At 59.8% G+C, this 22,767-nt stretch carries 26 protein-coding genes and 1 pseudogene; 16 read left to right on the forward strand and 11 right to left on the reverse strand.

The features are described from left to right. Positions 1-4: 4 nt before the first annotated feature. Both hemF and aroE read left to right on the forward strand, forming a co-directional pair. On the forward strand, positions 5-919 hold the full coding sequence (gene hemF / locus CKW07_RS21950; protein ID WP_095147018.1) for an oxygen-dependent coproporphyrinogen oxidase: 915 nt from the start codon (positions 5-7) through the stop codon (positions 917-919). Between the two features lie 13 nt (positions 920-932). After that, positions 933-1,754 (forward strand): shikimate dehydrogenase, encoded by an 822-nt coding sequence (aroE, locus tag CKW07_RS21955; RefSeq protein ID WP_095147019.1) that lies wholly within the window; start codon positions 933-935, stop codon positions 1,752-1,754. Between the two features lie 46 nt (positions 1,755-1,800). On the opposite strand, the gene CKW07_RS21960 is transcribed toward aroE, so the two are convergent. Both CKW07_RS21960 and CKW07_RS21965 read right to left on the reverse strand, forming a co-directional pair. Next, complete coding sequence (locus CKW07_RS21960; protein WP_095147020.1) at positions 1,801-3,369, reverse strand: SulP family inorganic anion transporter; 1,569 nt, start codon at positions 3,367-3,369, stop codon at positions 1,801-1,803. Between the two features lie 166 nt (positions 3,370-3,535). Beyond that, positions 3,536-3,635, reverse strand: a pseudogene (locus CKW07_RS21965) (glycine betaine ABC transporter substrate-binding protein); the annotation flags it as partial. Positions 3,636-3,719: 84 nt separating this feature from the next. Here CKW07_RS21965 and CKW07_RS21970 point away from each other — a divergent pair. Beyond that, positions 3,720-4,046: a DOPA 4,5-dioxygenase family protein gene (locus tag CKW07_RS21970; protein WP_095147021.1), complete on the forward strand. Its 327-nt coding sequence runs from the start codon at positions 3,720-3,722 to the stop codon at positions 4,044-4,046. A 49-nt stretch (positions 4,047-4,095) separates the two neighbouring features. On the opposite strand, the gene trpA is transcribed toward CKW07_RS21970, so the two are convergent. Together trpA and trpB are read right to left on the reverse strand one after the other, a co-directional pair. Then, positions 4,096-4,908 carry a tryptophan synthase subunit alpha gene (gene trpA / locus CKW07_RS21975; RefSeq protein WP_095147022.1) on the reverse strand — a complete coding sequence of 271 codons (813 nt, stop codon included), beginning with the start codon at positions 4,906-4,908 and terminating at the stop codon, positions 4,096-4,098. Further along, positions 4,908-6,128 carry a tryptophan synthase subunit beta gene (gene trpB / locus CKW07_RS21980; protein ID WP_095147023.1) on the reverse strand — a complete coding sequence of 407 codons (1,221 nt, stop codon included), beginning with the start codon at positions 6,126-6,128 and terminating at the stop codon, positions 4,908-4,910. Before trpB ends, trpA begins: the two co-directional genes overlap by 1 nt. 112 nt (positions 6,129-6,240) lie before the next feature. Here trpB and CKW07_RS21985 point away from each other — a divergent pair, with 112 nt between their 5' ends. After that, the gene (locus tag CKW07_RS21985) at positions 6,241-7,134 is read left to right on the forward strand and encodes a LysR family transcriptional regulator (protein WP_095147024.1); all 894 of its coding nucleotides are present in this window, start codon (positions 6,241-6,243) and stop codon (positions 7,132-7,134) included. Here CKW07_RS21985 and CKW07_RS21990 read toward each other — a convergent pair. Then, positions 7,131-7,457, reverse strand: coding sequence for a YqjD family protein (locus tag CKW07_RS21990; RefSeq protein WP_095147025.1), 327 nt, complete (start codon positions 7,455-7,457; stop codon positions 7,131-7,133). The two genes, CKW07_RS21985 and CKW07_RS21990, sit on opposite strands and share 4 nt — an antisense overlap. Positions 7,458-7,610: 153 nt before the next feature. On the opposite strand from CKW07_RS21990, the gene CKW07_RS21995 reads away from it, so the two are divergent. Together CKW07_RS21995 and CKW07_RS22000 are read left to right on the forward strand one after the other, a co-directional pair. Then, the gene (locus tag CKW07_RS21995; RefSeq protein ID WP_095147026.1) at positions 7,611-7,826 is read left to right on the forward strand and encodes a dodecin; all 216 of its coding nucleotides are present in this window, start codon (positions 7,611-7,613) and stop codon (positions 7,824-7,826) included. A gap of 131 nt (positions 7,827-7,957) precedes the next feature. Continuing rightward, positions 7,958-8,179 (forward strand): DUF1161 domain-containing protein, encoded by a 222-nt coding sequence (locus tag CKW07_RS22000; protein ID WP_095147027.1) that lies wholly within the window; start codon positions 7,958-7,960, stop codon positions 8,177-8,179. 68 nt (positions 8,180-8,247) lie between these two features. Here the strand turns inward: CKW07_RS22000 and CKW07_RS22005 are convergent, their stop codons facing one another. Then, complete coding sequence (locus CKW07_RS22005; RefSeq protein WP_095147028.1) at positions 8,248-9,249, reverse strand: LLM class flavin-dependent oxidoreductase; 1,002 nt, start codon at positions 9,247-9,249, stop codon at positions 8,248-8,250. Between the two features lie 237 nt (positions 9,250-9,486). Between CKW07_RS22005 and CKW07_RS22010 the strand changes: the two genes are divergently transcribed. Both CKW07_RS22010 and CKW07_RS22015 read left to right on the forward strand, forming a co-directional pair. Further along, positions 9,487-9,918 (forward strand): OsmC family protein, encoded by a 432-nt coding sequence (locus CKW07_RS22010; RefSeq protein ID WP_095147029.1) that lies wholly within the window; start codon positions 9,487-9,489, stop codon positions 9,916-9,918. 114 nt (positions 9,919-10,032) lie between these two features. Beyond that, on the forward strand, positions 10,033-10,266 hold the full coding sequence (locus tag CKW07_RS22015; protein ID WP_095080959.1) for a DUF1161 domain-containing protein: 234 nt from the start codon (positions 10,033-10,035) through the stop codon (positions 10,264-10,266). Between the two features lie 6 nt (positions 10,267-10,272). On the opposite strand, the gene CKW07_RS22020 is transcribed toward CKW07_RS22015, so the two are convergent. After that, the gene (locus tag CKW07_RS22020) at positions 10,273-10,692 is read right to left on the reverse strand and encodes a hypothetical protein (protein WP_095147030.1); all 420 of its coding nucleotides are present in this window, start codon (positions 10,690-10,692) and stop codon (positions 10,273-10,275) included. Positions 10,693-10,732: 40 nt separating this feature from the next. After that, positions 10,733-11,149: a hypothetical protein gene (locus CKW07_RS22025; RefSeq protein WP_095080955.1), complete on the reverse strand. Its 417-nt coding sequence runs from the start codon at positions 11,147-11,149 to the stop codon at positions 10,733-10,735. 59 nt (positions 11,150-11,208) lie between these two features. On the opposite strand from CKW07_RS22025, the gene CKW07_RS22030 reads away from it, so the two are divergent. Next, the gene (locus CKW07_RS22030) at positions 11,209-12,300 is read left to right on the forward strand and encodes an aminopeptidase (protein WP_095147031.1); all 1,092 of its coding nucleotides are present in this window, start codon (positions 11,209-11,211) and stop codon (positions 12,298-12,300) included. A 58-nt stretch (positions 12,301-12,358) separates the two neighbouring features. Here the strand turns inward: CKW07_RS22030 and CKW07_RS22035 are convergent, their stop codons facing one another. Together CKW07_RS22035 and CKW07_RS22040 are read right to left on the reverse strand one after the other, a co-directional pair. Further along, entirely contained in the window at positions 12,359-13,009 is a 651-nt protein-coding gene (locus tag CKW07_RS22035; protein WP_095147032.1) for an HAD family hydrolase, read from the reverse strand. A gap of 19 nt (positions 13,010-13,028) precedes the next feature. Then, positions 13,029-13,574 carry a gamma carbonic anhydrase family protein gene (locus tag CKW07_RS22040; RefSeq protein WP_095147033.1) on the reverse strand — a complete coding sequence of 182 codons (546 nt, stop codon included), beginning with the start codon at positions 13,572-13,574 and terminating at the stop codon, positions 13,029-13,031. 62 nt (positions 13,575-13,636) lie between these two features. Between CKW07_RS22040 and prlC the strand changes: the two genes are divergently transcribed. From prlC to CKW07_RS22060, 4 genes are all read left to right on the forward strand, one after another. After that, positions 13,637-15,715, forward strand: a complete 2,079-nt coding sequence (gene prlC, locus CKW07_RS22045) for an oligopeptidase A (protein ID WP_176465362.1) — start codon at positions 13,637-13,639, stop codon at positions 15,713-15,715. Beyond that, positions 15,712-15,999, forward strand: a complete 288-nt coding sequence (locus CKW07_RS22050) for a YheV family putative zinc ribbon protein (RefSeq protein ID WP_095147034.1) — start codon at positions 15,712-15,714, stop codon at positions 15,997-15,999. Before prlC ends, CKW07_RS22050 begins: the two co-directional genes overlap by 4 nt. A gap of 221 nt (positions 16,000-16,220) precedes the next feature. Continuing rightward, positions 16,221-17,279 carry a PA0069 family radical SAM protein gene (locus CKW07_RS22055; protein ID WP_095147035.1) on the forward strand — a complete coding sequence of 353 codons (1,059 nt, stop codon included), beginning with the start codon at positions 16,221-16,223 and terminating at the stop codon, positions 17,277-17,279. 114 nt (positions 17,280-17,393) lie between these two features. Further along, a complete protein-coding gene (locus CKW07_RS22060; RefSeq protein ID WP_095147036.1) occupies positions 17,394-18,125 on the forward strand; it encodes a carbonic anhydrase in 732 nt (243 codons plus the stop codon). Positions 18,126-18,308: 183 nt separating this feature from the next. On the opposite strand, the gene CKW07_RS22065 is transcribed toward CKW07_RS22060, so the two are convergent. Next, positions 18,309-18,959, reverse strand: coding sequence for a hypothetical protein (locus tag CKW07_RS22065; protein ID WP_095147037.1), 651 nt, complete (start codon positions 18,957-18,959; stop codon positions 18,309-18,311). 374 nt (positions 18,960-19,333) lie between these two features. On the opposite strand from CKW07_RS22065, the gene coxB reads away from it, so the two are divergent. From coxB to CKW07_RS22080, 3 genes are all read left to right on the forward strand, one after another. Continuing rightward, positions 19,334-20,461: a cytochrome c oxidase subunit II gene (gene coxB / locus CKW07_RS22070; RefSeq protein ID WP_095147038.1), complete on the forward strand. Its 1,128-nt coding sequence runs from the start codon at positions 19,334-19,336 to the stop codon at positions 20,459-20,461. 83 nt (positions 20,462-20,544) lie between these two features. Then, a complete protein-coding gene (gene ctaD, locus CKW07_RS22075) occupies positions 20,545-22,131 on the forward strand; it encodes a cytochrome c oxidase subunit I (protein ID WP_095147039.1) in 1,587 nt (528 codons plus the stop codon). A 69-nt stretch (positions 22,132-22,200) separates the two neighbouring features. Next, positions 22,201-22,758, forward strand: coding sequence for a cytochrome c oxidase assembly protein (locus tag CKW07_RS22080; RefSeq protein WP_095080898.1), 558 nt, complete (start codon positions 22,201-22,203; stop codon positions 22,756-22,758). Positions 22,759-22,767: the final 9 nt, after the last annotated feature.

The raw sequence follows: 22,767 nt of genomic DNA on the forward strand, positions 1-22,767 counted from the left end.
TGCCATGACTACCCGCACCGAAGCCGTTAAAGCCTATCTGCTCGACCTGCAAGACCGCATTTGTGCTGCGCTGGAAACCGAAGACGGTGGCACGCACTTCGTCGAAGACGCCTGGACCCGCCCAGCCGGCGGTGGCGGTCGAACGCGGGTGATCGAGAACGGTGCAGTGATCGAGAAAGGCGGCGTCAATTTTTCCCACGTCTTTGGCAGTGGTCTACCGCCGTCCGCCAGTGCTCATCGGCCAGAATTGGCCGGACGCGGCTTCGAAGCCCTCGGCGTGTCGCTGGTGATTCACCCGCACAATCCTCATGTGCCGACTTCCCACGCCAATGTGCGTTTTTTCATCGCTGAGAAAGAAGGTGAAGAGCCGGTCTGGTGGTTTGGCGGCGGCTTTGACCTGACCCCTTACTACGGCAACATCGATGACTGCGTGCACTGGCATCGCGTGGCTGCCGAGGCGTGCGCGCCGTTCGGGCCGGACGTCTACAGCCGGTACAAGGACTGGTGCGACAGCTACTTCCACATCAAGCATCGTAATGAACCCCGGGGCATCGGCGGTCTGTTCTTCGATGACCTGAACGAGTGGGATTTCGACACCTGCTTCGCCTTTATGCGCGCCATTGGCGACGCCTACATCGACGCTTATCTGCCGATTGTGCAACAGCGCAAGACCCAGGCCTTCACCGAGCAACAGCGTGAGTTCCAGGAGTTCCGCCGTGGGCGTTACGTCGAGTTCAACCTGGTTTACGACCGAGGCACCCTGTTCGGCCTGCAATCGGGCGGGCGTACCGAATCGATCCTGATGTCGTTGCCGCCGCAAGTCCGTTGGGGCTATGACTGGAAGCCCGAGCCTGGTAGCGAAGAAGCGCGCCTGACCGAGTATTTCCTGCAAGACCGCGACTGGCTGGCTGAGGCCTGAACGAGGAATCCCGATGGACCGTTATGTCGTTTTCGGTAACCCGATTGGTCACAGCAAATCGCCATTGATCCATCGCCTGTTCGCGAAACAGACCGCTCAGCATCTGGACTACAACACCCTGTTGGCGCCACTGGATGACTTTACAGGCTGTGCCCGGGCGTTTTTCAGCGACGGGTGCGGTGCCAATGTCACGGTGCCGTTCAAGGAAGAGGCCTATCGCCTGGCCGATAGCCTGACAGCGCGGGCGCAGCGGGCCGGGGCGGTCAACACCCTGAGCAAACTGGCCGATGGCAGTCTGTTGGGGGACAACACCGATGGTGCCGGACTGGTGCGGGACCTGACGGTCAACGCCGGGTTCAGCCTGCGCGGTAAACGCATTCTGCTGCTGGGCGCGGGTGGCGCGGTACGGGGTGCGCTGGAGCCGCTACTGGCCGAGCAGCCATCGTCGGTGATCATCGCCAATCGTACGGTAGAAAAGGCTGAGCGGCTGGCTGAACTGTTCGCCGACCTGGGGCCTGTGTCTGCCAGTGGCTTCGACTGGCTGCGTGAGCCGGTGGACCTGATCATCAATGCGACGTCGGCCAGTCTGTCAGGTGATGTACCGCCCATTGCCAGCAGCCTGATCGAACCTGGCAAGACGGTGTGCTACGACATGATGTACGGCAAGGATCCCACCTCGTTCTGCCGTTGGGCCAGCGAACAGGGCGCTGCGGTGGCGATGGATGGTTTGGGCATGCTCGCCGAGCAGGCGGCCGAAGCCTTTTTCCTGTGGCGTGGTGTGCGCCCGGACACGGCGCCGGTGCTGGCCGAGTTGCGACGCCAGTTGGCGCTATAATGACTTCGCGGGCAAGCTCGCGAATGGCCACGACGCCAATGCTGGATCAGTCCTCAAACCGGATCGGGCACTTCTGCGCCCCTTCGAGTTTTCTCAGTTCCTCGACCACATGCCCACGCGCTCGGCGCAGGGTCAGGCTGCGGTCCTGCCTGAGCAACCTTCGTGCTTCCTGGTGCAGCATTTCCACGCCTGAATAGTCGATGAAGTTGATGTACTGGGCCTCAATCACCACCTTCAGGCCTTTCGTGCGTTGCAGGCGTACTTGCAGGTAATGGCTGGCGCCGAAAAAAATCGAGCCGCCAACCCGCAGAATCTCTTCATCACCTTCGCTCCATTGCTGCACGCGGGGCTGCGAGGTGCGCTTGAGGTAGAAAAACAGCGACACCAGCACCCCGGCATAGATCGCTGTTTGTAGTTCCAGCAACAGCGTGGCGACGCAGGTCAGTGCCATTACTACAAATTCGGCCCGGCTGACCCGGAACAAGGCTCGAATGCCGCGATGATCCACCAACCCCCAACAGATCAGCAAAATGCTGCCAGCCATGGCGGGGATCGGGATATGCGCGATGAGAGAAGCGCCGGCCACGGCGAACAACGCAACCCACAGCGCGGAGAACACCCCGGCCAAGGGTGAGCAGGCACCTGCCTCATAACTCAAGCCCGAACGGGTAAATGAGCCTGCCGACAAGGAGCCTGAGAAAAAACTGCCAACGATATTGGAAAGGCCCTGCGCGCGAACCTCCTGGTTCGCATCGAGCAGCTGTTGTGAACGTGCCGACAACGAGCGGGCGATCGACAGACTGGTCACCAGCCCGAGCATGCCGACGGCCACCGCGCTGGGCAGCAGACGCAACATCAGGTCCAGGTCCAGTGGCAGTGGACTCAGGGGTGGCCAGCGGCCGACGAACGAACTGACCAGATGCACATGGCCAAACATCGAGGGCCACAGCCACACGACGACTGCGCTGAGCACCAGCGTGATCAGCAGGCTCGGCCAGCGAGGCAGCAGCAGTTTCAGGGCGATGCCCACTGCCAGTGTGCCGAGCCCCAGCACCAGCGACGGTTTATCCAACGCATCGACATGACTGACCAACGACACCAGGCTGTTGAGCGCAGTCGCCTGATTCGGCAGGTCCAGCCCCAGCAGGTTGGGCAACTGCCCGAGGGCGATCACCACCGCCGCGCCCAGGGTGAACCCCAGCACCACGGAATGGGAGACGAAGTTCACCAAGGCGCCGAAGCGCAGCAGGCCGAGCAGCCACTGGAAAACGCCAGCGAGGAACGTCAGCAACAGGATCAGTGTGATGTAGTCCTGTGACTCGGGCACAGCCAGAGGACTGACACTGGCGTACAGAACAATGGAGATGGCTGCCGTAGGGCCACAGATCAAATGCCAGGAGGAGCCCCACAGACAGGCGATCAGGACCGGGACGATGGCAGCATAAAGGCCATATTCCGGCGGCAGGCCAGCGATCAGCGCATAGGCAATGGATTGCGGTAACGCAAGAATCGCCCCACTCAGGCCTACAACCAGGTCACGTCCAACGCTGGCGCGGGTTTGCCGGGGCAGCCAGCGAAGAAAGGGAAAGAGCGAATGGCGACTGGGGATTGCCATGGGGCCTCTTGGTCGGAATCGTTCAAAGGCGACAGGATAAAGCATTGTAGCGAGGGAGCTTGCTCCCGCTGGGTTGCAAAGCAACCCAAAAACCGCCCACTCCGGTTCTCTCGGGTGCAATGCGGTGTTCGGGTTTGCGACCGCTTCGCGCTCGAGCGGGGGCAAGCTCCCTCGCCACCCTTGAGGTAGCGCATATTCAGTTGCACGTTCATCGGGTGCGGGGTCCAGCCGAGAAAGGTTACGAATTTCTGTTTTTTCACCGCGCGCAGACTCGCTGACGGGCTTGGCCCTGCCGGCGATTGCGGTGTAGCGTTGTGTCAGGGAAATGAATTCCGATACACGAGAGCACTATGCAAAGGATCAAGGGCTACCACGCCCACGTTTATTTCGACGCGAACACGATCGACCAGGCGCGGGCCTTGTGTGAGCAGGCTGCGCAGCTGTTTCCGCTGAAGATGGGGCGGGTTCACGAACGGCCTGTCGGCCCACATCCGGACTGGAGTTGTCAGTTGGCGTTCGAGCCGCAGTATCTGGGCGTGGTGTTGCCGTGGCTGGCGCTCAATCGCAAAGGCTTGGTGGTGTTCTTGCATCCCGACACCGGTGATGACCTGGCCGATCACACCGACCACGCCGTCTGGATGGGCGCTATCCGGCCGCTGGATTTGTCGATGTTTTGAGCGAGCCGGATCGCTCCCACGCGCGAACGCGGGAACGATCCGGCAGGTTTCAACCGACGCGAGCGTTGCGCACGCCTTCGGACAGCGCCGAACACAGGCGTAATACGTCATCAATGGCTTGCTGCGGCGTGGCCGCATTGGCGATATGGTCGATCAGCGCCGACCCCACGACCACGCCGTCGGCCAGGCGGGCGATGGACGCCGCTTGCTCTGGGGTACGGATACCGAAGCCGATGCTGATCGGCAGGTCGGTATGGCGACGCAGACGGGCCACCGCTTCTTCGACGTGTTCCAGCGTGGCTGCACCTGCGCCCGTCACGCCTGCCACCGATACGTAGTAAACGAATCCGGAGCTGCCGTTGAGCACGGTCGGCAGGCGCACGTCGTCGGTGGTCGGGGTGGTCAGGCGGATGAAGTCGATGCCAGCCGCTTGTGCCGGGTCGCACAGCTCGCCGTTATGCTCGGGTGGCATGTCGACCACGATCAGGCCATCAACGCCGGCTTCCTTGGCCTCCGCGATGAAGCGCGGAACGCCGTAATGGTGGATCGGGTTGAAGTAACCCATCAGCACCAGTGGCGTGTCGTTGTTGCCTTCACGGAACTCGCGGACCATTTGCAGGGTTTTCGCCAGGTTCTGCTTGGCGCCCAAGGCGCGGATGTTGGCGAGCTGGATCGCCGGGCCATCGGCCATCGGATCGGTGAAGGGCATGCCCAACTCGATCACGTCGGCACCGGCCTCTGGCAGCCCCTTGAGGATCGCCAGTGAGGTGTCATAGCTCGGGTCGCCAGCGGTGACGAAGGTCACCAGGGCCGCGCGGTTCTGTTCCTTGAGTTCGGCAAAGCGCTTTTGCAGGCGGCTCATCAGTGTTTCTCCTGCTGGGACTGTTCCATATGGTGCATCACAGTTTGCATGTCTTTGTCGCCACGACCGGACAGGTTGACCACCATCAGGTGATCCTTGGGCAAGGTCGGTGCGCGTTTGAACACTTCGGCCAGGGCGTGGGCGCTTTCCAATGCAGGAATAATCCCTTCCAGGCGGCAGCATTGGTGGAAGGCTGCGAGGGCTTCGTCGTCGGTCACCGAGGTGTACTGAACGCGGCCGATGTCATGCAACCAGGCGTGTTCAGGGCCGATGCCCGGGTAGTCGAGGCCAGCGGAGATCGAGTGGGCGTCGATGATCTGGCCATCGTCGTCCTGTAGCAGGAAGGTACGGTTGCCGTGCAGTACACCGGGTACGCCGCCGTTCAGGCTGGCAGCGTGCTTGCCGGTTTCAATGCCGTAGCCGGCGGCTTCGACACCGATGATCTCGACGCTCTTGTCATCAAGGAACGGGTGGAACAGGCCCATGGCATTGGAGCCGCCGCCGATGCACGCCACCAGGCTGTCCGGCAGGCGGCCTTCCTGGGCTTGCAGCTGCTCGCGGGTTTCCTTGCCGATCACGGCCTGGAAGTCGCGGACCATTGCCGGGTACGGATGCGGGCCGGCCACAGTGCCGATCAGGTAGAACGTGCTGTCGACGTTGGTGACCCAGTCACGCAGGGCTTCATTCATCGCGTCTTTCAGGGTGCCCGTACCCGCCACTACCGGGATGACTTCGGCGCCCAGCAGTTTCATGCGGAACACGTTGGCCTGTTGGCGTTCGATGTCCGTGGTGCCCATGTAGATCACACAATCCAGGCCAAAGCGCGCGGCCACGGTGGCCGTGGCCACGCCGTGCATGCCGGCGCCGGTCTCGGCGATGATGCGTTTCTTGCCCATGCGCCGCGCCAGCAGAATCTGGCCGATGCAGTTGTTGATCTTGTGCGCGCCGGTGTGGTTCAGCTCTTCGCGCTTGAGGTAAATCTTGGCGCCACCGCAGAATTCGGTCAGGCGTTCGGCAAAGTACAGCGGGCTTGGGCGTCCGACGTAATCGCGCTGGAAGTAGGCCAATTCTTCCTTGAATGCAGGATCTTCCTTGGCGGCTTCGTATTCGCGGGCCAGGTCGAGGATCAACGGCATCAGGGTTTCGGCAACGTAGCGGCCGCCGAACGCGCCAAACAGGCCGTTGGCATCAGGGCCGTTGCGCAGATTAGTCTGGGTCATGGGGCGCTCCAGGTGAATGCATGAAGTGACAATGGGGTTCACTCTACCCCTGACGTTCTGCGCTGAAAACCGATAAGATCGCCACAACCTGTCAGGAAAACTCACAGATAAAATGAGCCACGACCTTCCCCCGCTCAATGCCTTGCGCGCCTTCGAGGCGACGGCCCGCTTGAACAGCGTCAGTCAGGCGGCGGAGCAATTGCATGTCACCCATGGTGCGGTCAGCCGGCAATTGAAAGTGCTGGAGGCGCATCTGGGGGTCAGCCTGTTCGTCAAGGACGGACGCGGCCTGAAACTCACAGATGCGGGTGTGCGTTTGCGCGATGCCAGCGGCGAGGCTTTTGAGCGTTTGCGCACGGTGTGCAGCGAACTGACCCAAGGCCATGCCGATGCGCCGTTCGTGCTCGGGTGTTCAGGCAGCTTGCTGGCGCGCTGGTTCATACCACGCCTGGGCCGGCTGAATGCCGACCTGCCGGATCTGCGCTTGCACCTGTCGGCGGGTGAAGGCGATCTTGATCCGCGTCGACCGGGGCTGGATGCCTTGTTGGTGTTTGCCGAGCCGCCCTGGCCGGCGGACATGCACGTATATGAGCTGACCAGCGAGCGCATCGGCCCGGTGCTGAGCCCCCGCTTCGCTGGTTACGAAGCGCTGCGCCAGGCACCGGCCAGCGCCCTGCTCAACGAACCCTTGCTGCACACCACCTCACGCCCGCAGGCCTGGCCCAGCTGGGCACAACGTAATGACCTCGACGCCAGGGCGTTGAAGTACGGGCAGGGCTTCGAGCATTTGTACTACCTGTTGGAGGCGGCGGTGGCCGGTCTGGGGGTGGCGATTGCCCCGCAGCCGCTGGTGGCCGAGGATTTGAAGGCCGGTCGCCTGGTGGCGCCCTGGGGTTTTTCCGAAACCCCGGCGCAACTGGCATTGTGGCTACCCAAGCGCGCCGCGGATGGGCGCGCTCGGCAGTTGGCGCAATGGCTCAAGAACGAGCTGCAGCAGACGCTTTAGCGACTGCGTTTGCACAGCAGATAAGCCGCCAGCAAACCCAGTGCGCCGACCGCGACACCGGTCGTGGTCCATGGGTGTTGCTGAGCATAATCGCGGGTCGCGATCCCGGTTTCACGGGTTTTGACTTTGACTTCTTCGTACGCATCGCTGAGCAGGCTGCGCGAGTGTCTCAGCGCGTTCTCGGCGTTGCTTTTCAGGCTTTTGAGGGTTTTCAGCGACTCGTCCGAGGCATCACTCTTCAGGTTTTCCAACGACTTGAGCAGACTCTCGATCTCAGCTTCCATGCTTTGCAATGAGGCTTTACGTAGCGAGGTGTTGGCCATGGTGACTCTCCTGCATTGATTGAGTGGCGTGTGTGGGTTGGGACTCCAGCCGTTCCTGAAAGTGCAGAAAATCTGAACCGGTCCATGGCCGTGGCCTGCAGAAGAAATACAAAAAATCACTGCTAGGCTGTAGGTACCTTCAAGGAGAACGCCATGACTGACCATCACACTTACAAGAAAATCGAACTGGTTGGCTCGTCCCCCACCAGCATAGAAGAGGCCATCAATAACGCACTGGCCGAGGCCAGCAAGAGCATCAAGCATATGGAGTGGTTCGAGGTGACTGAAACCCGGGGCCACATCAAGGACGGCAAGGCGGAGCATTTTCAAGTGACACTCAAGGTCGGTTTCCGGATTGCCAATAGCTGAGGTTGAACTAGGCTTTTGAACTTATGCGCTGGCCGATTGCCACAGGAGATGGCAATGCGCTATTTGGCCTTGGGCGTTCATCGCCTGAGCATCGAGGTTCATCCTTTTGATCTAACCAGGGAACGTGACCGATGAAGAAGTTGATTCTGGCTGTAGGTTTGCTGAGCATGGCGGGAACAGTCTTTGCGGCAGGCAAGCCGTGTGAAGAGCTGAAAGCCGAAATTGCCGCGAAACTGGATGCCAAGGGTGTTTCCGGTTATTCGCTGGAGATCGTCGACAAAGGTACTGCCGCTGGCGGAAAAGTCGTAGGTACCTGTGAAGGCGGTGCCAAGGAAATCGTCTACAAGAAGTAGACCGAGTACACGCTGCAGTTGAAAGCCGACGCCAGCGCGTCGGCTTTTTTCTGGCCGCTGTCTGAGCCTTAGCCCTTCATCACCTGCGCCAGCAATTCGTAGGAGTGCAAGCGGTCGGCGTGTTCGTACAGGTCGCAGGTGAAGATCAGCTCATCGGCCTGGGTCTGTTCGATCAATACCTCAAGCTTGCCGCGAATCTTCGCCGGGCTGCCGACCATCGCCAGCCCCAGGAAATCGCCTACGGCTTGTTTTTCATGAGGCAGCCACAGGCCGTCCATGCTGTTCACCGGGAGGCGCTGAACCAGGCTTTGCCCGCGCATTAGCGCCAGAATCCGTTGGTAGACCGAGGTGGCCAGGTAGTCCGCCTGCTCGTCGGTGTCGGCGGCCACCAGCGGCACGCCGAGCATGACGTAGGGTTTATCCAGTACTGCAGATGGCTTGAAGTGATTGCGGTAGACGCGAATCGCTTCGTGCAGGTAGCGCGGTGCGAAATGCGAGGCAAAGGCGTAAGGCAGACCCCGTTCGCCCGCCAGTTGTGCGCTGAACAGACTGGAGCCCAATAACCAGACCGGGACGTTGGTGCCGGTGCCGGGCATGGCGATGATGCGTTGATCGGGTGTACGTGGGCCGAGGTAACGGACCAGTTCGGCGACATCTTCTGGAAAGTCGTCGGCGCTGCCGCCGCGTTCGCGGCGCAAGGCACGAGCGGTCATTTGGTCAGAACCCGGGGCGCGTCCCAGTCCAAGGTCGATGCGGCCTGGGTACAGGCTTTCCAGGGTGCCGAACTGCTCGGCGATCACCAGCGGTGCATGGTTGGGCAGCATGACGCCCCCTGAGCCGACCCTGATGCTCGATGTCCCGCCGGCCAGGTAACCCAGCAATACCGAGGTCGCGGAGCTGGCGATACCGTCCATGTTGTGGTGTTCAGCCACCCAGAAGCGGTTGTAGCCCCATTTTTCAACGTGTTGCGCCAGGTCCAGCGAGTTGCGCAGCGATTGGGCGGGGCTGCCGTTCTCGCGAACGGGTACCAGGTCCAGGGTTGAGAATTTGATCTCGGACAGCTGTTTCATGGCCTGCTTCTCCAATGGGGGGCGCAGGCTTTTCTCTCGAATGAAAACCTGCCGAATGTGAAGGCGTGTTTCATGCAATGTGGGCATATACCCGAGTTTCAATAGCCGAGCTGAAATTGCCTACCCGATCAACGGCTCGATTCGACAGGATGAACCTTGCCCGGCCTTCTATCCTCAGAATCCCTGACAACCGAAAACCATCAAGGCGCGGTCGCTCGCGCCAGTGAGGAGGCAAAGATGAGCATCAAGAAGAGAGCATCGGCGCATTGGGTCGGCGATCTGAAAACCGGCCTGGGTTCTATCTCGACCGAAACCGGTGTCCTGAAAAATGCACCCTATGGCTTTAAGGCGCGTTTCGAAGGTGGCCCAGGCACCAACCCGGAAGAACTGATCGGCGCCGCTCACGCAGGCTGTTTCTCCATGGCCTTTTCGATGATCCTCGGCGAGGCTGGCCTCAAGGCCACCACCATCGATACCCATGCTGAAGTCACGCTGGATCAGGTCGAGGGTGGTTTTGCGATCACGGTGGTGCACCTGATTCTCAAGGCGAAAATCCCCGGCGCCAGCCAGCAGCAATTTGAAGAGCTGAGCAAAAAGGCCAAGGAAGGCTGTCCGGTGTCCAAGGTGCTGAATGCCACCATTACCCTTGATGGCACACTCGTCAGCTGACAGCGCCTTTGTGGAGTTGCCACAAATCAGAACTCGCCGGGCAAAACTGTGGTCGAATGAATGGCAGCGGCTTAAGTGTATGTTCGTACGCGCTGCTTCAAGGGAGCTTCAACCATGAAACGTTTTGCCTTGGCGGTTTTCTGCGGTGCGTTGGCCACATCGGCCATGGCTGCGCCGAAACCCTGCGAAGAACTCAAGGCCGAGATCGAAGCCAAGATCCAGGCCAACAACGTATCCTCTTACACGCTGGAAATCGTCAGCAATGACGAAGTGCATGACCAGAACATGGTGGTCGGTACTTGCGAAAATGGCACCAAGAAAATCATCTATCAGAAGAACGACAACTGATCAGCCTTATGGCACACAGTTGACCTGACGTTCTTCGGCGACGATCTTGCGCTGGGCGTTGTACAGCCGGGCGCTGGGTGTGAAGGCGAGCGAGCGGGCTTCGAGCCGATAGCGTTGGCCCGCTTCAAAATGATCATAGCGAAGGGTCAGATAGCACAGCCGTTCCTGTGGGTCGGTGTTCATGCTCATCCCGCCACCGAATACCTCGAAATCAAATCGAACCATAAGCTCATGACTGCCAGGCGGGACCTGGAAGAACCGTCCATCGCGCTGCGGCTGGTTGTCCAGGCGCTCAGCCATCAATACCTTTCCGCCGGGCGTGGGCATGGCGAAGTCGACCCAGGCCATCGCCGGGTTGACGTCCGGCAAGGGGCTGGCACAGGCGGCCAGCGAACTGACGGCAAATAACAACAAATACCTTCGCATGCTCAATTTCCGGGCGGTAATTGGCTAAGCATAGCGCCGATCAAGTGCCCTGGCAGCCTGCCGGTTGCGCCTGGCCTACGACTTTTCGCTGCTGATCGTAAAGTTTGGCCCACGGCCGAAAACCGATATTCCCTGCTTGTAGCTGATAGCGTTGGCCGGCATTGAACTCGCTGAACTTCACGCTCAGCTGGCAATCGCGCCACAGCGGCTGGGCATCGGGACCAATGTTGGTCGGCTGCACCGCAAACTGATAGCGCACCTTCAATTCGTGACGGCCCGGCGAGACTTCGAAGTAGCGTTTATCAAGGGTCGCCTTATCGTCGACTTCCAGCGCATGCAGTGTGGTGTCTTCCGGATGGGGGGCCAGGTCGATCCATGCTTGTGTAGGGTCGGGTTGGGGCAGTCCAGCACAGCCGGCCAACATCAGCAGGCCTCCAGTCAGCAGTAACACGCGCATAGCGAAGCTCCAGTCAGGCGAGATAGTCTTGCGGGCAGAATTCCCAAGGATGATTCGATGTGATCAGGCTGCTTCCAAGCCATCGGTTACTTGATCGCGTTTTGCGCGTTTTGTTTCCGGCTGTGCTGTTTTTATGGCTGAACGGTTGTGCGAGTGTCAGTTACTACGGCCAGTTGGCCAGTGGCCAGCTGCAATTGCTGCGGGCGCGCGAGCCTGTGAGCACGGTGATCAGCGACCCGGCCAGCGATGCAACACTGCGCGCGCATCTCAGGCAATCACAAAAAGCCCGGGACTTCGCCAGCCAGCACATGCACTTGCCGGATAACCAGAGCTATCGCCTCTACGCCGATATTGGCCGGCCTTATGTGGTGTGGAATGTGTTCGTCACGCCGGAATTTTCCCTCAACCCGCAGAACTATTGCTTTCCCATAGCCGGGTGCGTGGCCTATCGCGGGTACTACAGCCAGAGCGCCGCGAGGGGGGAAGCGGCGTTGCAGCGTCTGCAAGGCATGGATGTCTCGATCGGCGGGGTGGAGGCCTATTCAACCCTGGGCTGGTTCAATGACCCGATCATGAATTCGATGCTCGGTTGGGGCGATGAGCGCCTGGCGACCCTGATTTTTCACGAGCTGGCGCATCAGCGTTGCTATGTGAAGGACGACACCGAGTTCAACGAGTCGTTCGCCACGTTTGTCGAACAGGAAGGCACCCGCCAATGGCGCACGGCAAGGGGCTTGCCGCCGGCCAGTAAGGTCCAGGAGCAGCAACGCGAACAGTTTGTCCGACTGGTTCTGGATACCCGCACCCGCCTGGAAAAACTCTATGCGCTACCCTTGGCGCCGGAGCCGATGCGCCAGCGCAAAGCCGCCGAATTCGAACGCATGCGCAGCGACTATCGAACCCTGCGCGACAGCCTTTGGGCCGGTAACAAGCGCTTCGATACCTGGATCAACGCCCCGATGAACAACGCCCGGTTGCTGCCGTTCGGGCTGTATGACCAATGGGTGCCGGCGTTTGCCGAACTGTTCAAGCAGTCGGGTGGTGATTGGACGACGTTTTATGCGGCGGTCGAGAGACTGGGAGGGTTGCCGATCGAACAGCGCAAGGCGGCGTTGAAAGCCTTGGCAGTGCCAGAAAAGCCAGGTGGCTGAACGGGTCTTTGCATGGCACGCCAGCCCCACACTGGGTGCTGGTGTGCCCGCAATTGAACTAGCGCGGCAAAAATGCCTGATGCAACTGGCTCAGGGTCTCGAAGTGATACGCCGGTTGTTCAGCACTTAGCTCTTCATGGCTGCCAAAACCATAACCCACGGCTGCCGCGTCCAGCCCGTTGCGTCGAGCGCCGATCAGGTCATGTTTGCGGTCGCCGATCATCAGGGTGGTGCTCGGGTCCAGGCCCTCTTCGGCCATCAGGTGGGCAATCAGCTCGACCTTGTCGGTGTGGGTGCCGTCCAGTTCGCTGCCGTAGATCACCTTGAAGTGCCGGGCGAAGTCGAAGTGCCGGGCAATTTCCCGGGCGAAAATCCACGGTTTTGATGTCGCGATGTACAGCTGCCGGCCCTGCCCGCAGAGGGTTTCCAGCAGGGGTGTCACGCCGTCAAACACACGGTTCTCATACAGTCCCGTGACCTTGAAGCGCTCGCGATAGAAATTGACCGCTTCCCAGGCCTTGGCCTCGTCGAAGTCGTAGAACTGCATGAAGGCCTGCAGTAAGGGCGGGCCGATGAAGTGTTCGAGCCTGGTCAGGTCCGGCTCGTCGATCCCCAGCTTGCTCAGGGCGAATTGGATGGAACGGGTGATGCCCTCTCGCGGGTCGGTCAGGGTGCCATCAAGGTCGAATAAAACGCTTTGGTAATGCATGAAAATTCCTGGGTGAGAGTCAGAGCTGGTCGTAGCCTTCGGCCAGATGCAGGTCTTTGAGCTTGACGTAGTTGGCAGCGCTGTAGGTAAAAAAGGCCCGCTCCTTGTCAGTTAAAGGGCGAGCCTGCTTCACCGGGCTGCCCACATACAGGTAGCCGCTTTCCAGGCGTTTGCCCGGTGGCACCAGGCTGCCGGCGCCGACGATCACGTCGTCCTCGACGACGGCACCGTCCATGACGATGCTGCCCATGCCGATCAGAATCCGGTTGCCCACCGTGCATCCGTGCAACATGACCTTGTGCGCAATGGTCACGTCATCGCCGATCAGCAACGGGAAGCCGTCCGGGTTGAACGGGCCGGCGTGGGTGATGTGCAGCACGCAGCCATCCTGCACGCTGGTGCGCTGGCCAATCCGGATACGGTGCATGTCACCGCGAATCACGGTCAACGGCCAGACCGAGCTGTCCGCGCCTATTTCGACGTCGCCGATCACCACCGCCGAGCCGTCGACAAAGGCGCCGTTGCCGAGCATGGGGGTGTGGTTCTGGTACTTGCGAAGGGACACGATAGGCTCTCTCTCTGTTGCTGATAGCTGCGGTTGGCGCCGATTGTAATTAAGATGGGGCAATGTTTCTTCCAGCCAAGGTGCCAACCGTGAGCGTGAACAACCCTCTTTTGCAGTCCTACGACCTGCCGCCGTTCTCGGCGATCCGCGCCGAGCACGTACAACCGGCCATCGAACAGATCCTCGCCGACAACCGCGCCGCCATTGCCGGGATCCTCGAGACCCAGGGCAAACAACCGACCTGGGCCGGCCTGGTGCTGGTGATGGACGAGCTCAATGACCGTCTGGGGGCCGCCTGGAGCCCCGTCAGCCACCTCAATGCGGTGTGCAACAGCGCTGAGTTGCGTGAAGCGTACGAGTCCTGCCTGCCTGCCCTGAGCGCCTACTCCACCGAGCTGGGCCAGAACCGTGAACTGTTCCAGGCGTTCGAAGCCTTGGCCACCAGTCCGGAAGCCGCCTGTTTTGACGTTGCCCAGAAAACCATCCTCGAACACTCGCTGCGTGACTTCCGCCTGTCGGGTATCGACCTGCCGGAAGCCGAACAGAAGCGTTACGCTGAGGTGCAGAGCAAACTGTCCGAACTGGGCAGCCGTTTCTCGAATCAACTGCTCGATGCCACCCAGGCCTGGACCAAACACATCACCGATGAAGCCGCCCTCGCCGGCCTGACCGATTCGGCCAAGGCGCAGATGGCTGCCGCGGCGCAAGCCAAGGGCCTGGACGGTTGGCTGATCAGCCTGGAATTCCCGAGCTATTTCGCGGTGATGACCTACGCCCATGACCGCGCGCTGCGCGAAGAAGTCTACGCCGCTTACTGCACCCGTGCGTCGGACCAAGGCCCGAACGCCGGTCAGAACGATAACGGCCCCGTGATGGAAGAAATCCTCGACTTGCGTCAGGAGCTGGCAAAACTCTTGGGCTACAGCAGTTTCGCGCAGCTGAGCCTGGCCACCAAAATGGCCGAATCCAGCGATCAGGTGCTGAGCTTCCTGCGCGACCTGGCCAAACGCAGCAAGCCATTTGCCGCACAGGATCTGGAGCAGTTGAAGGCGTACGCCGCTGAACAGGGCTGCTCGGACCTGCAAAGCTGGGACAGCGGTTTCTATGGGGAAAAACTCCGTGAGCAGCGCTACAGCGTTGCCCAGGAAGCACTGCGTGCATACTTCCCGATCGACAAGGTACTGAGCGGCCTGTTCGCCATCGTACAGCGCCTGTACGGCATCGAAATCGCCGAGCAGGAAGGGTTCGACACCTGGCACCCGGATGTTCGCCTGTTCGAAATCAAGGAAAACGGTGAGCACGTCGGTCGTTTCTTCTTCGACCTCTATGCGCGCGCCAACAAGCGCGGCGGTGCCTGGATGGACGGCGCTCGCGACCGTCGCCGTACCGCCGCAGGCGTGCTGCAAAGCCCGGTGGCCAACCTGGTGTGCAACTTCACCCCGGCCGACAGCGGCAAGCCCGCGCTGCTGACTCACGATGAAGTCACCACGCTGTTCCACGAGTTTGGCCATGGCCTGCATCACCTGCTGACCCGCGTCGAGCATGCGGGTGTGTCCGGTATCAATGGTGTTGCCTGGGATGCGGTCGAGCTGCCGAGCCAGTTCATGGAGAATTGGTGCTGGGAGCCGGAAGGCCTGGCGCTGATCTCCGGCCATTATGAAACCGGCGAGCCGCTGCCTCAGGACCTGTTGCAGAAGATGCTAGCGGCGAAAAATTTCCAGTCCGGCCTGATGATGGTCCGTCAGCTGGAGTTTTCGTTGTTCGACTTTGAACTGCACGCCACGCATGGCGATGGCCGTAGCGTGCTGCAGGTGCTCGAAGGCGTGCGTGATGAGGTCTCGGTCATGCGGCCACCGGCCTACAACCGTTTCCCGAACAGCTTCGCGCATATTTTTGCCGGCGGTTACGCGGCGGGTTATTACAGCTACAAGTGGGCTGAAGTACTGTCGGCCGACGCGTTCTCCAGGTTCGAAGAGGAAGGCGTGCTCAACGCCGCCACCGGTCGGGCATTCCGCGAGGCGATCCTGGCCCGCGGCGGTTCTCAGGAGCCTATGGTGCTGTTCGTCGACTTCCGCGGACGTGCGCCGTCGATTGACGCACTCTTGCGCCACAGCGGCCTCGACGAGGACGCGGCAGCATGAGTGACGGGCCTGTGAGCAAAACCAAGAAACGCTTTATCGCCGGCGCGGTCTGCCCGGCGTGCAGCGAGCCGGACAAGTTGATGATGTGGAGCGAAGACGATGTGCCGCACCGCGAGTGCGTGGCCTGCGGTTACTCCGATACGCTCAATGAACAAGGGTTGTCAGTGCCCAAGGAGTTGGGTACGCGGGTGAATACCAGCGCATTGAAGGTACCGGACGCGAAGGTCCAGACCGTGCAGTTTTTTGTGAACCCGAAGCTGAAGAAAAAAACCGACGACGCGTAATCCCCTTCCGTAAAACGCAACCGGCCCTTATTGGGGCCGGCTTGCTCAATCGATTGGCTAGAGCTTGAAACATATTCAGGCACGGCTCGACAGTTCTCTATTAGTTGCGTGCTACGTGCCGTGCCCGAAGGGTTAATACCCCTCAATGGCGGGCCGAACGGTACTGGCTGGTCTATGTATTCTCCGGTACTGTATGGATGTACAGCCAGAGAGATCTAATAATGATCACGCCCCTGCCCCCGCGTGGCCGCGGTACCGCGACCAACCCGCACAACCGCTTTGCACCGAACCGCTCGGTCGCCGAAGACGACGGTTGGTATCAGGAAGTGCCGCTGACCCAAGGTACTGAAGTGCGCATCGAAACGGCGAAAACCATCATCACCCGCAACAACTCACCCGATCTGCCCTTCGATCGCTCGATCAATCCCTATCGGGGCTGCGAGCACGGTTGCATCTACTGTTATGCGCGGCCCAGCCATGCTTATTGGGACCTGTCGCCCGGGCTCGATTTCGAGACCCGGCTAATTGCCAAAAGCAATGCCGCCGACGTGCTTGAGCAACAGTTATCCAAGCGTGGTTATCAGTGTGCACCGATCAATCTCGGTTCCAACACCGACCCTTATCAGCCGATCGAGCGCGAACACAGGATTACCCGTCACATCCTTGAAGTGCTGCTGCGCTACCGGCATCCGGTGACCATCATTACCAAGGGGTCGCTGATTCTTCGCGATCTGGATCTGTTGTCCGAATTGGCCGAGCGGCGATTGGTGGCGGTGATGATCAGCCTGACGAGCCTGGACGACGAACTCAAACGCATTCTTGAACCGCGAACCGCGGCACCCAAGGCACGCTTGAGGGCGATTCGGGTCATGCGAGAGGCTGGCATTCCGGTCGGTGTGTTGTGTTCGCCGATGATTCCGATGATCAACGACAGCGAACTGGAAAGCCTGCTGACCGAAGCCCATGCGGCCGGTGCCCAGAGTGCGGCTTACATGATGTTGCGCCTGCCGCTGGAGGTTGCACCGCTGTTCGAGGAGTGGCTGTCGGCCCACTACCCGCAACGCGCAGCCCATGTCTTGAGTCTGATTTGCCAAAGTCGTGGTGGTGAGTTGTATGACAGTCGCTTCGGGGCTCGCATGCGCGGTGAAGGGCCTTTTGCCGACTTGCTGGCGCAACGCTTTGCCAAGACAATAAAACGTCTAGGGCTCAACCAGCGCGAAGGCTTCAATCTGGATTGCCAGGCCTTTTGTCCGCCGGGTGCCCAGATGTCGCTGCTATAGCGGCTATTGGCCTATGGTTGAGTAGTATGCAAAGTGCGGACTTTGTACGCTGGTCACGCATTGTGTGGCCTGGAACACGGGAAGATTCCCCTACTGCGTCAAAGAGGAAGAATGATGAGTGACAAGGATAAACAGCCGTTGGCTGCGTCGGCTTCTGGCCTGCCAGAGGTCGAAAGCGCCGATGCAGCGCTGAAGCATATCGTTGACGGCTTTTTACATTTTCATCGCGACGTCTTTCCAGAGCAGGAAGAACTCTTCAAGAAACTCGCCACGGCCCAGCGGCCACGAGCAATGTTTATCGCGTGTGCCGACTCGCGCATCGTCCCGGAGCTCATCACCCAAAGCGCCCCAGGCGACCTGTTTGTCGCGCGCAATGTGGGTAACGTCGTACCCCCTTACGGGCAAATGAATGGCGGTGTTTCCACGGCCATCGAGTACGCGGTACTGGCGTTGGGTGTGCAGCACATCATCATTTGCGGACATTCCGATTGTGGTGCCATGCGGGCGGTCCTGAACCCGCAGACCCTGGAAAAAATGCCCACGGTAAAGGCCTGGTTGCGCCACGCTGAAGTCGCGAAAACCATGGTCCAGGAAAACTGCAATTGCGCTGATGAAAACGAAAGTATGCAGGTGCTGACCGAAGAAAACGTGATCGCCCAGCTGCAGCATTTGCGCACTCACCCCTCCGTGGCTTCGCGCATGGCCAACGGTCAGCTGTTCATCCATGGCTGGGTCTACAGCATCGAAACCAGTGAAATAAAAGCCTACGACGCGGACAAGGGCTGCTTCCTGCCTTTGGATGGTAGCCTTCCGATCCCCATGGCGACGCCCAAGGCGCGCTTCTAGATCTTCCGAGCAACCGCCTTTTCGCAGGCTGGCTGGTCGAGACTGCTGAAAAAGCGTCCAGGCTTCGCCACACCGGAGTCAATCCGGGGGAAGTTTTCATGGAGGGGGCGACTGAAAGAGGTTCAGCCGGTTAAATGTCCTTGTGGGAGCAAGCAAGGCTGCTCCCACAAGTATTGGAGGGGCTCAGGCGGCCGGCTGATCCAGATCCAGCCCTACGCCAAGCTGGCGTGACAGGCATGGCCAGCGCTTCCAGGCAGCACCGGTGTCCGGGCTGTTCAGTTTTTCCCGGTAGGCCTCGACGGATTCCAGTGCGAAGCTTTCTTCGCTGAGCATTTCGTCAACGGCGTGATGAACAGCCTCATCCAGCTGGTTGGCGAACGCTTCGCCGATCAGTTGGTGGGCAATCAGGTTGGCGACAGTCATGTCCAATGGGATCAGTGGCTGGCCGAAATGTTTGATGTAGAGGTCGTTCACCTCTTCTACCAGGCGATGGGCCAGGTAGGACTCGTCCAGCAGGCTATCCAGGCCTACGTGACCGGTCATGATTGCCGGTGGCTGGATGAAGAATTGCTCGGCGATCTTCAGCACCGGCTTGATCTGGGATTCGATACCGGCTTCGCGCGCGACCGCATTGGCGGCGTCGAGCAGGTCCGGTACCTGGTCTATATAGGCGGCAACAAAACGGGTCATCACGCCCTTGGCGTCGACGTCCGGTATCTGGATGGCGGAGTGCAGGTGTGGCAGTTGGACTTCCAGCTGACGGGTCAGCTGACCGGTTTCGGTTTCATGTTGTTGGGCAAGTTTGATCTGCTCGCGCAATGCGGCGGTGTTCATGAAAACTCCAGTAAACGAAGGCAAGGAAATAGGGGAAGACATAAGTTAGCTTGCTTATGAAAGCCGCTAAGACGTATTTGTCATAATTGTTTCACCTTTGATGCGACTACGTTATATCGATTTGCCATCACCTATCCCTCATCCTTCTCCATCCGTGGCCTGTAGTGCAAGCCCCGGGTGTTTCAGTTGATTTACGACATCGCGTTGCGAGGTCGGACTCGCTGTCTATACTCGGTCTTGAATGGAGTTAGCTGATGACGCCCGACTGCATAGGCAGCAAGGCCCGGCGATTCAAGTTCGTAGTCTGAAAAGTGCCGCTCCCTTGCCGCAGGTGAAAGCCGGCGGGATAACAAGAACGATAAGGGGAACCCGCAATGATGCGACATCCACATGTCTGGATGGGCCTCCTGTTGTGGTCGATTTTCAGTCAGGCGCAAGCGGCCTGGACTGTGAATATGGCGCCTGGAGCGACTGAAATCAGTCACGCAGTATTTGACCTGCACATGACCATCTTCTGGATCTGTGTGGTGATCGGCATCATCGTTTTCGGCGCCATGTTCTGGTCGATGATGATGCACCGGCGCTCCACCGGGCAGGAAGCTGCCAAGTTCCATGAAAGTACGACGGTCGAGATCCTCTGGACCATCGTGCCTTTCATCATTCTCGTCGCCATGGCCGTTCCGGCGACCGCCACCCTGATCAAGATGTACGACGCCAGTGAGTCGGATATCGATATCCAGGTCACCGGTTATCAGTGGAAGTGGCAGTACAAATACCTGGGCCAGGACGTCGAGTTCTTCAGCAACCTGGCCACACCGCAAGAGCAGATCAACAACAAGAGCGCCAAGGGCGAACACTACCTGCTGGAAGTCGACCAGCCATTGGTGCTGCCGACGGGGGCCAAGGTGCGCTTCCTGGTGACGTCCGCCGACGTTATCCACTCCTGGTGGGTGCCGGCGTTTGCGGTCAAGCGCGATGCGATTCCCGGGTTCGTCAACGAGGCCTGGACCCGTGTCGAGAAGCCCGGCATCTACCGGGGACAGTGTGCGGAGTTGTGTGGCAAGGATCACGGCTTCATGCCGATTGTGGTCGATGTCAGAAGCAAGGCCGACTACGACACCTGGCTGGCCGAACGCAAAGTCGAGGCCGCCCAGCTCAAGGAGCTGACCAGCAAGGAATGGACCCTGGACGAGCTCAAGGCACGTGGCGACAAGGTGTACCACACCTCCTGCGTGGCCTGTCACCAGGCCGAAGGTCAGGGCTTGCCGCCGATGTTCCCGGCGCTCAAGGGCTCGAAAATAGCCACCGGGCCGAAAGAGGATCACCTGGGAATCGTGTTCCATGGCAAACCCGGCACCGCCATGGCCGCATTCGGCAAGCAGTTGTCGGAAGTCGATATCGCGGCCGTCGTGACCTACGAACGAAATGCGTGGGGCAACAACAAAGGCGACATGGTCACCCCGAAAGACGTGCTGGCCCTCAAACAGGCGCAAAGCAAATGACCCGGTCTATTGCGCGTTCCCGTGAAGGTTTGGGGCGCAATGCGCCCGAGCCGCCCAGCCCATCCGATTCCAGGAGTCAGGACATGAGTGCAGTGATCGATGACCATGGCCATGCGGACCACGCCCACGGTCCTGCCAAGGGCTTGATGCGTTGGGTACTGACCACCAACCACAAGGACATCGGCACATTGTATCTGTGGTTCAGTTTCATCATGTTCCTGTTGGGTGGCTCGTTTGCCATGGTGATCCGCGCCGAGCTGTTCCAGCCCGGCCTGCAGATTGTCCAGCCGGAGTTCTTCAACCAGATGACCACCATGCATGGTCTGGTGATGGTCTTCGGTGCGGTGATGCCCGCCTTTGTCGGCTTGGCCAACTGGATGATTCCGCTGATGGTCGGCGCGCCGGACATGGCGTTGCCGCGAATGAACAACTTCAGTTTCTGGCTGCTGCCGGCGGCGTTTTTGCTGCTGATCTCGACGCTGTTCACGCCGAGTGGCGGACCGAACTTCGGCTGGACCTTCTACGCGCCGCTCTCCACGACCTATGCGCCGGAAAGCGTGACCTTCTTCATCTTTGCCATTCACATGATGGGGATCAGTTCGATCATGGGGGCGATCAATGTGATTGCCACCATTCTCAACCTGCGTGCGCCGGGCATGACCTTAATGAAAATGCCGCTGTTCGTCTGGACCTGGCTGATCACCGCGTTCCTGTTGATTGCGGTGATGCCGGTGCTGGCCGGCTGCGTGACCATGATGCTGATGGACATCCATTTCGGCACCAGCTTCTTCAGTGCGGCCGGTGGTGGTGATCCGGTGCTGTTCCAGCACGTGTTCTGGTTCTTCGGCCACCCGGAGGTGTACATCATGATCCTGCCGGCCTTCGGTGCCGTCAGCGCGATCATCCCGACCTTCTCGCGCAAGCCGCTGTTCGGCTACACCTCGATGGTCTACGCAACGGCGAGTATCGCCTTCCTGTCGTTTATCGTCTGGGCCCATCACATGTTCGTGGTCGGTATCCCGCTGGTGGGCGAATTGTTCTTCATGTATGCGACGTTGCTGATCGCGGTGCCCACCGGGGTCAAGGTGTTCAACTGGGCCAGTACCATGTGGCAAGGCTCGCTGACCTTCGAGACACCGATGCTGTTTGCGGTGGCGTTCGTGATTCTGTTCTCGATCGGCGGCTTCTCCGGGTTGATGCTCGCCATTGCCCCGGCGGACTTCCAGTACCAGGACACTTATTTCGTGGTCGCGCACTTCCACTACGTGCTGGTGCCAGGGGCGATCTTCGGGATCTTCGCTTCGGCGTATTACTGGCTGCCGAAATGGACCGGCCACATGTACGACGAAACCCTCGGCAAGCTGCATTTCTGGTTATCTTTCATCGGCATGAACATGGCGTTCTTCCCGATGCACTTTGTCGGGCTGGCGGGGATGCCGCGGCGGATTCCCGACTACAACCTGCAATTCGCCGACTTCAACATGGTGTCGTCCATCGGTGCCTTTACCTTCGGGGCCACGCAAATCTTCTTCCTGTTCATCGTGATCAAGACCATTCGCGGCGGTCCTGCGGCCCCGGCGAAACCCTGGGAAGGTGCCGAAGGACTGGAGTGGAGCATTCCGTCACCGGCCCCGTACCACACCTTCACCACACCGCCGGAAGTGAAATGAACAGCGTTGGCCTTGTGGTGACGGGCTCGCCCGCTTCTTCCACAGGGTTTTGTGTGGAGGACGTACACCATGGCTGACTCGATCTCGATGAAGAAACTGGTCACCCGCTTGTTGATGGTGGTGGTGGCGATGTTTGTCTTTGGCTTTGCGCTGGTGCCGATCTATGACGTGATGTGCAAGGCGCTGGGTATCAACGGCAAGACGGGTGGGCAGTATCAGGGCGAGCAACAGGTCGACGCGTCGCGGCAGGTGCGGGTGCAGTTTCTGTCGACCAATGCCATCGACATGGTGTGGGAGTTTTATCCCAAGTCCGACGACATTGTGGTCAACCCCGGTGCGGTGAACGAGATGATCTTCATCGCACGCAACCCCAGCCAGCACCCGATGAGTGCCCAGGCGGTCCCGAGTATTTCACCGAGCAGTGCGGCGATGTACTTCCACAAGACCGAATGTTTCTGTTTCACCCAGCAAGTGCTGCAGCCCGGTCAACAGATCGAGATGCCGGTACGTTTCATCGTTGACCGCGACATGCCCAAGGATGTGAAGCACCTGACGCTGGCTTACACGCTGTTCGATATCACCGCGCGTCATCCGCCCGTGGCTGTAACTGAAAAGACCGGTGGCTAGACGTTCAAG

The organism is Pseudomonas sp. Irchel s3b6 (genome assembly GCF_900187415.1).
Lineage (GTDB): Bacteria > Pseudomonadota > Gammaproteobacteria > Pseudomonadales > Pseudomonadaceae > Aquipseudomonas.

Bases quoted from the DNA above. Each gene is read 5' to 3' on its own strand.
- CKW07_RS22010 (WP_095147029.1), top strand. From the start codon at position 9,487: ATGAGCATCAAGAAGAGAGCATCGGCGCATTGGGTCGGCGATCTGAAA.
- CKW07_RS22055 (WP_095147035.1), top strand. From the start codon at position 16,221: ATGATCACGCCCCTGCCCCCGCGTGGCCGCGGTACCGCGACCAACCCG.
- CKW07_RS22015 (WP_095080959.1), top strand. From the start codon at position 10,033: ATGAAACGTTTTGCCTTGGCGGTTTTCTGCGGTGCGTTGGCCACATCG.
- CKW07_RS21960 (WP_095147020.1), bottom strand. From the start codon at position 3,369: ATGGCAATCCCCAGTCGCCATTCGCTCTTTCCCTTTCTTCGCTGGCTG.
- CKW07_RS22080 (WP_095080898.1), top strand. From the start codon at position 22,201: ATGGCTGACTCGATCTCGATGAAGAAACTGGTCACCCGCTTGTTGATG.
- hemF (WP_095147018.1), top strand. From the start codon at position 5: ATGACTACCCGCACCGAAGCCGTTAAAGCCTATCTGCTCGACCTGCAA.
- CKW07_RS21985 (WP_095147024.1), top strand. From the start codon at position 6,241: ATGAGCCACGACCTTCCCCCGCTCAATGCCTTGCGCGCCTTCGAGGCG.
- CKW07_RS21995 (WP_095147026.1), top strand. From the start codon at position 7,611: ATGACTGACCATCACACTTACAAGAAAATCGAACTGGTTGGCTCGTCC.
- CKW07_RS22065 (WP_095147037.1), bottom strand. From the start codon at position 18,959: ATGAACACCGCCGCATTGCGCGAGCAGATCAAACTTGCCCAACAACAT.
- CKW07_RS21970 (WP_095147021.1), top strand. From the start codon at position 3,720: ATGCAAAGGATCAAGGGCTACCACGCCCACGTTTATTTCGACGCGAAC.
- trpB (WP_095147023.1), bottom strand. From the start codon at position 6,128: ATGACCCAGACTAATCTGCGCAACGGCCCTGATGCCAACGGCCTGTTT.
- CKW07_RS22035 (WP_095147032.1), bottom strand. From the start codon at position 13,009: ATGCATTACCAAAGCGTTTTATTCGACCTTGATGGCACCCTGACCGAC.
- CKW07_RS22020 (WP_095147030.1), bottom strand. From the start codon at position 10,692: ATGCGAAGGTATTTGTTGTTATTTGCCGTCAGTTCGCTGGCCGCCTGT.
- CKW07_RS21990 (WP_095147025.1), bottom strand. From the start codon at position 7,457: ATGGCCAACACCTCGCTACGTAAAGCCTCATTGCAAAGCATGGAAGCT.
- aroE (WP_095147019.1), top strand. From the start codon at position 933: ATGGACCGTTATGTCGTTTTCGGTAACCCGATTGGTCACAGCAAATCG.
- coxB (WP_095147038.1), top strand. From the start codon at position 19,334: ATGATGCGACATCCACATGTCTGGATGGGCCTCCTGTTGTGGTCGATT.
- ctaD (WP_095147039.1), top strand. From the start codon at position 20,545: ATGAGTGCAGTGATCGATGACCATGGCCATGCGGACCACGCCCACGGT.
- CKW07_RS22005 (WP_095147028.1), bottom strand. From the start codon at position 9,249: ATGAAACAGCTGTCCGAGATCAAATTCTCAACCCTGGACCTGGTACCC.
- trpA (WP_095147022.1), bottom strand. From the start codon at position 4,908: ATGAGCCGCCTGCAAAAGCGCTTTGCCGAACTCAAGGAACAGAACCGC.
- CKW07_RS22050 (WP_095147034.1), top strand. From the start codon at position 15,712: ATGAGTGACGGGCCTGTGAGCAAAACCAAGAAACGCTTTATCGCCGGC.
- CKW07_RS22060 (WP_095147036.1), top strand. From the start codon at position 17,394: ATGAGTGACAAGGATAAACAGCCGTTGGCTGCGTCGGCTTCTGGCCTG.
- CKW07_RS22000 (WP_095147027.1), top strand. From the start codon at position 7,958: ATGAAGAAGTTGATTCTGGCTGTAGGTTTGCTGAGCATGGCGGGAACA.
- CKW07_RS22025 (WP_095080955.1), bottom strand. From the start codon at position 11,149: ATGCGCGTGTTACTGCTGACTGGAGGCCTGCTGATGTTGGCCGGCTGT.
- prlC (WP_176465362.1), top strand. From the start codon at position 13,637: ATGTTTCTTCCAGCCAAGGTGCCAACCGTGAGCGTGAACAACCCTCTT.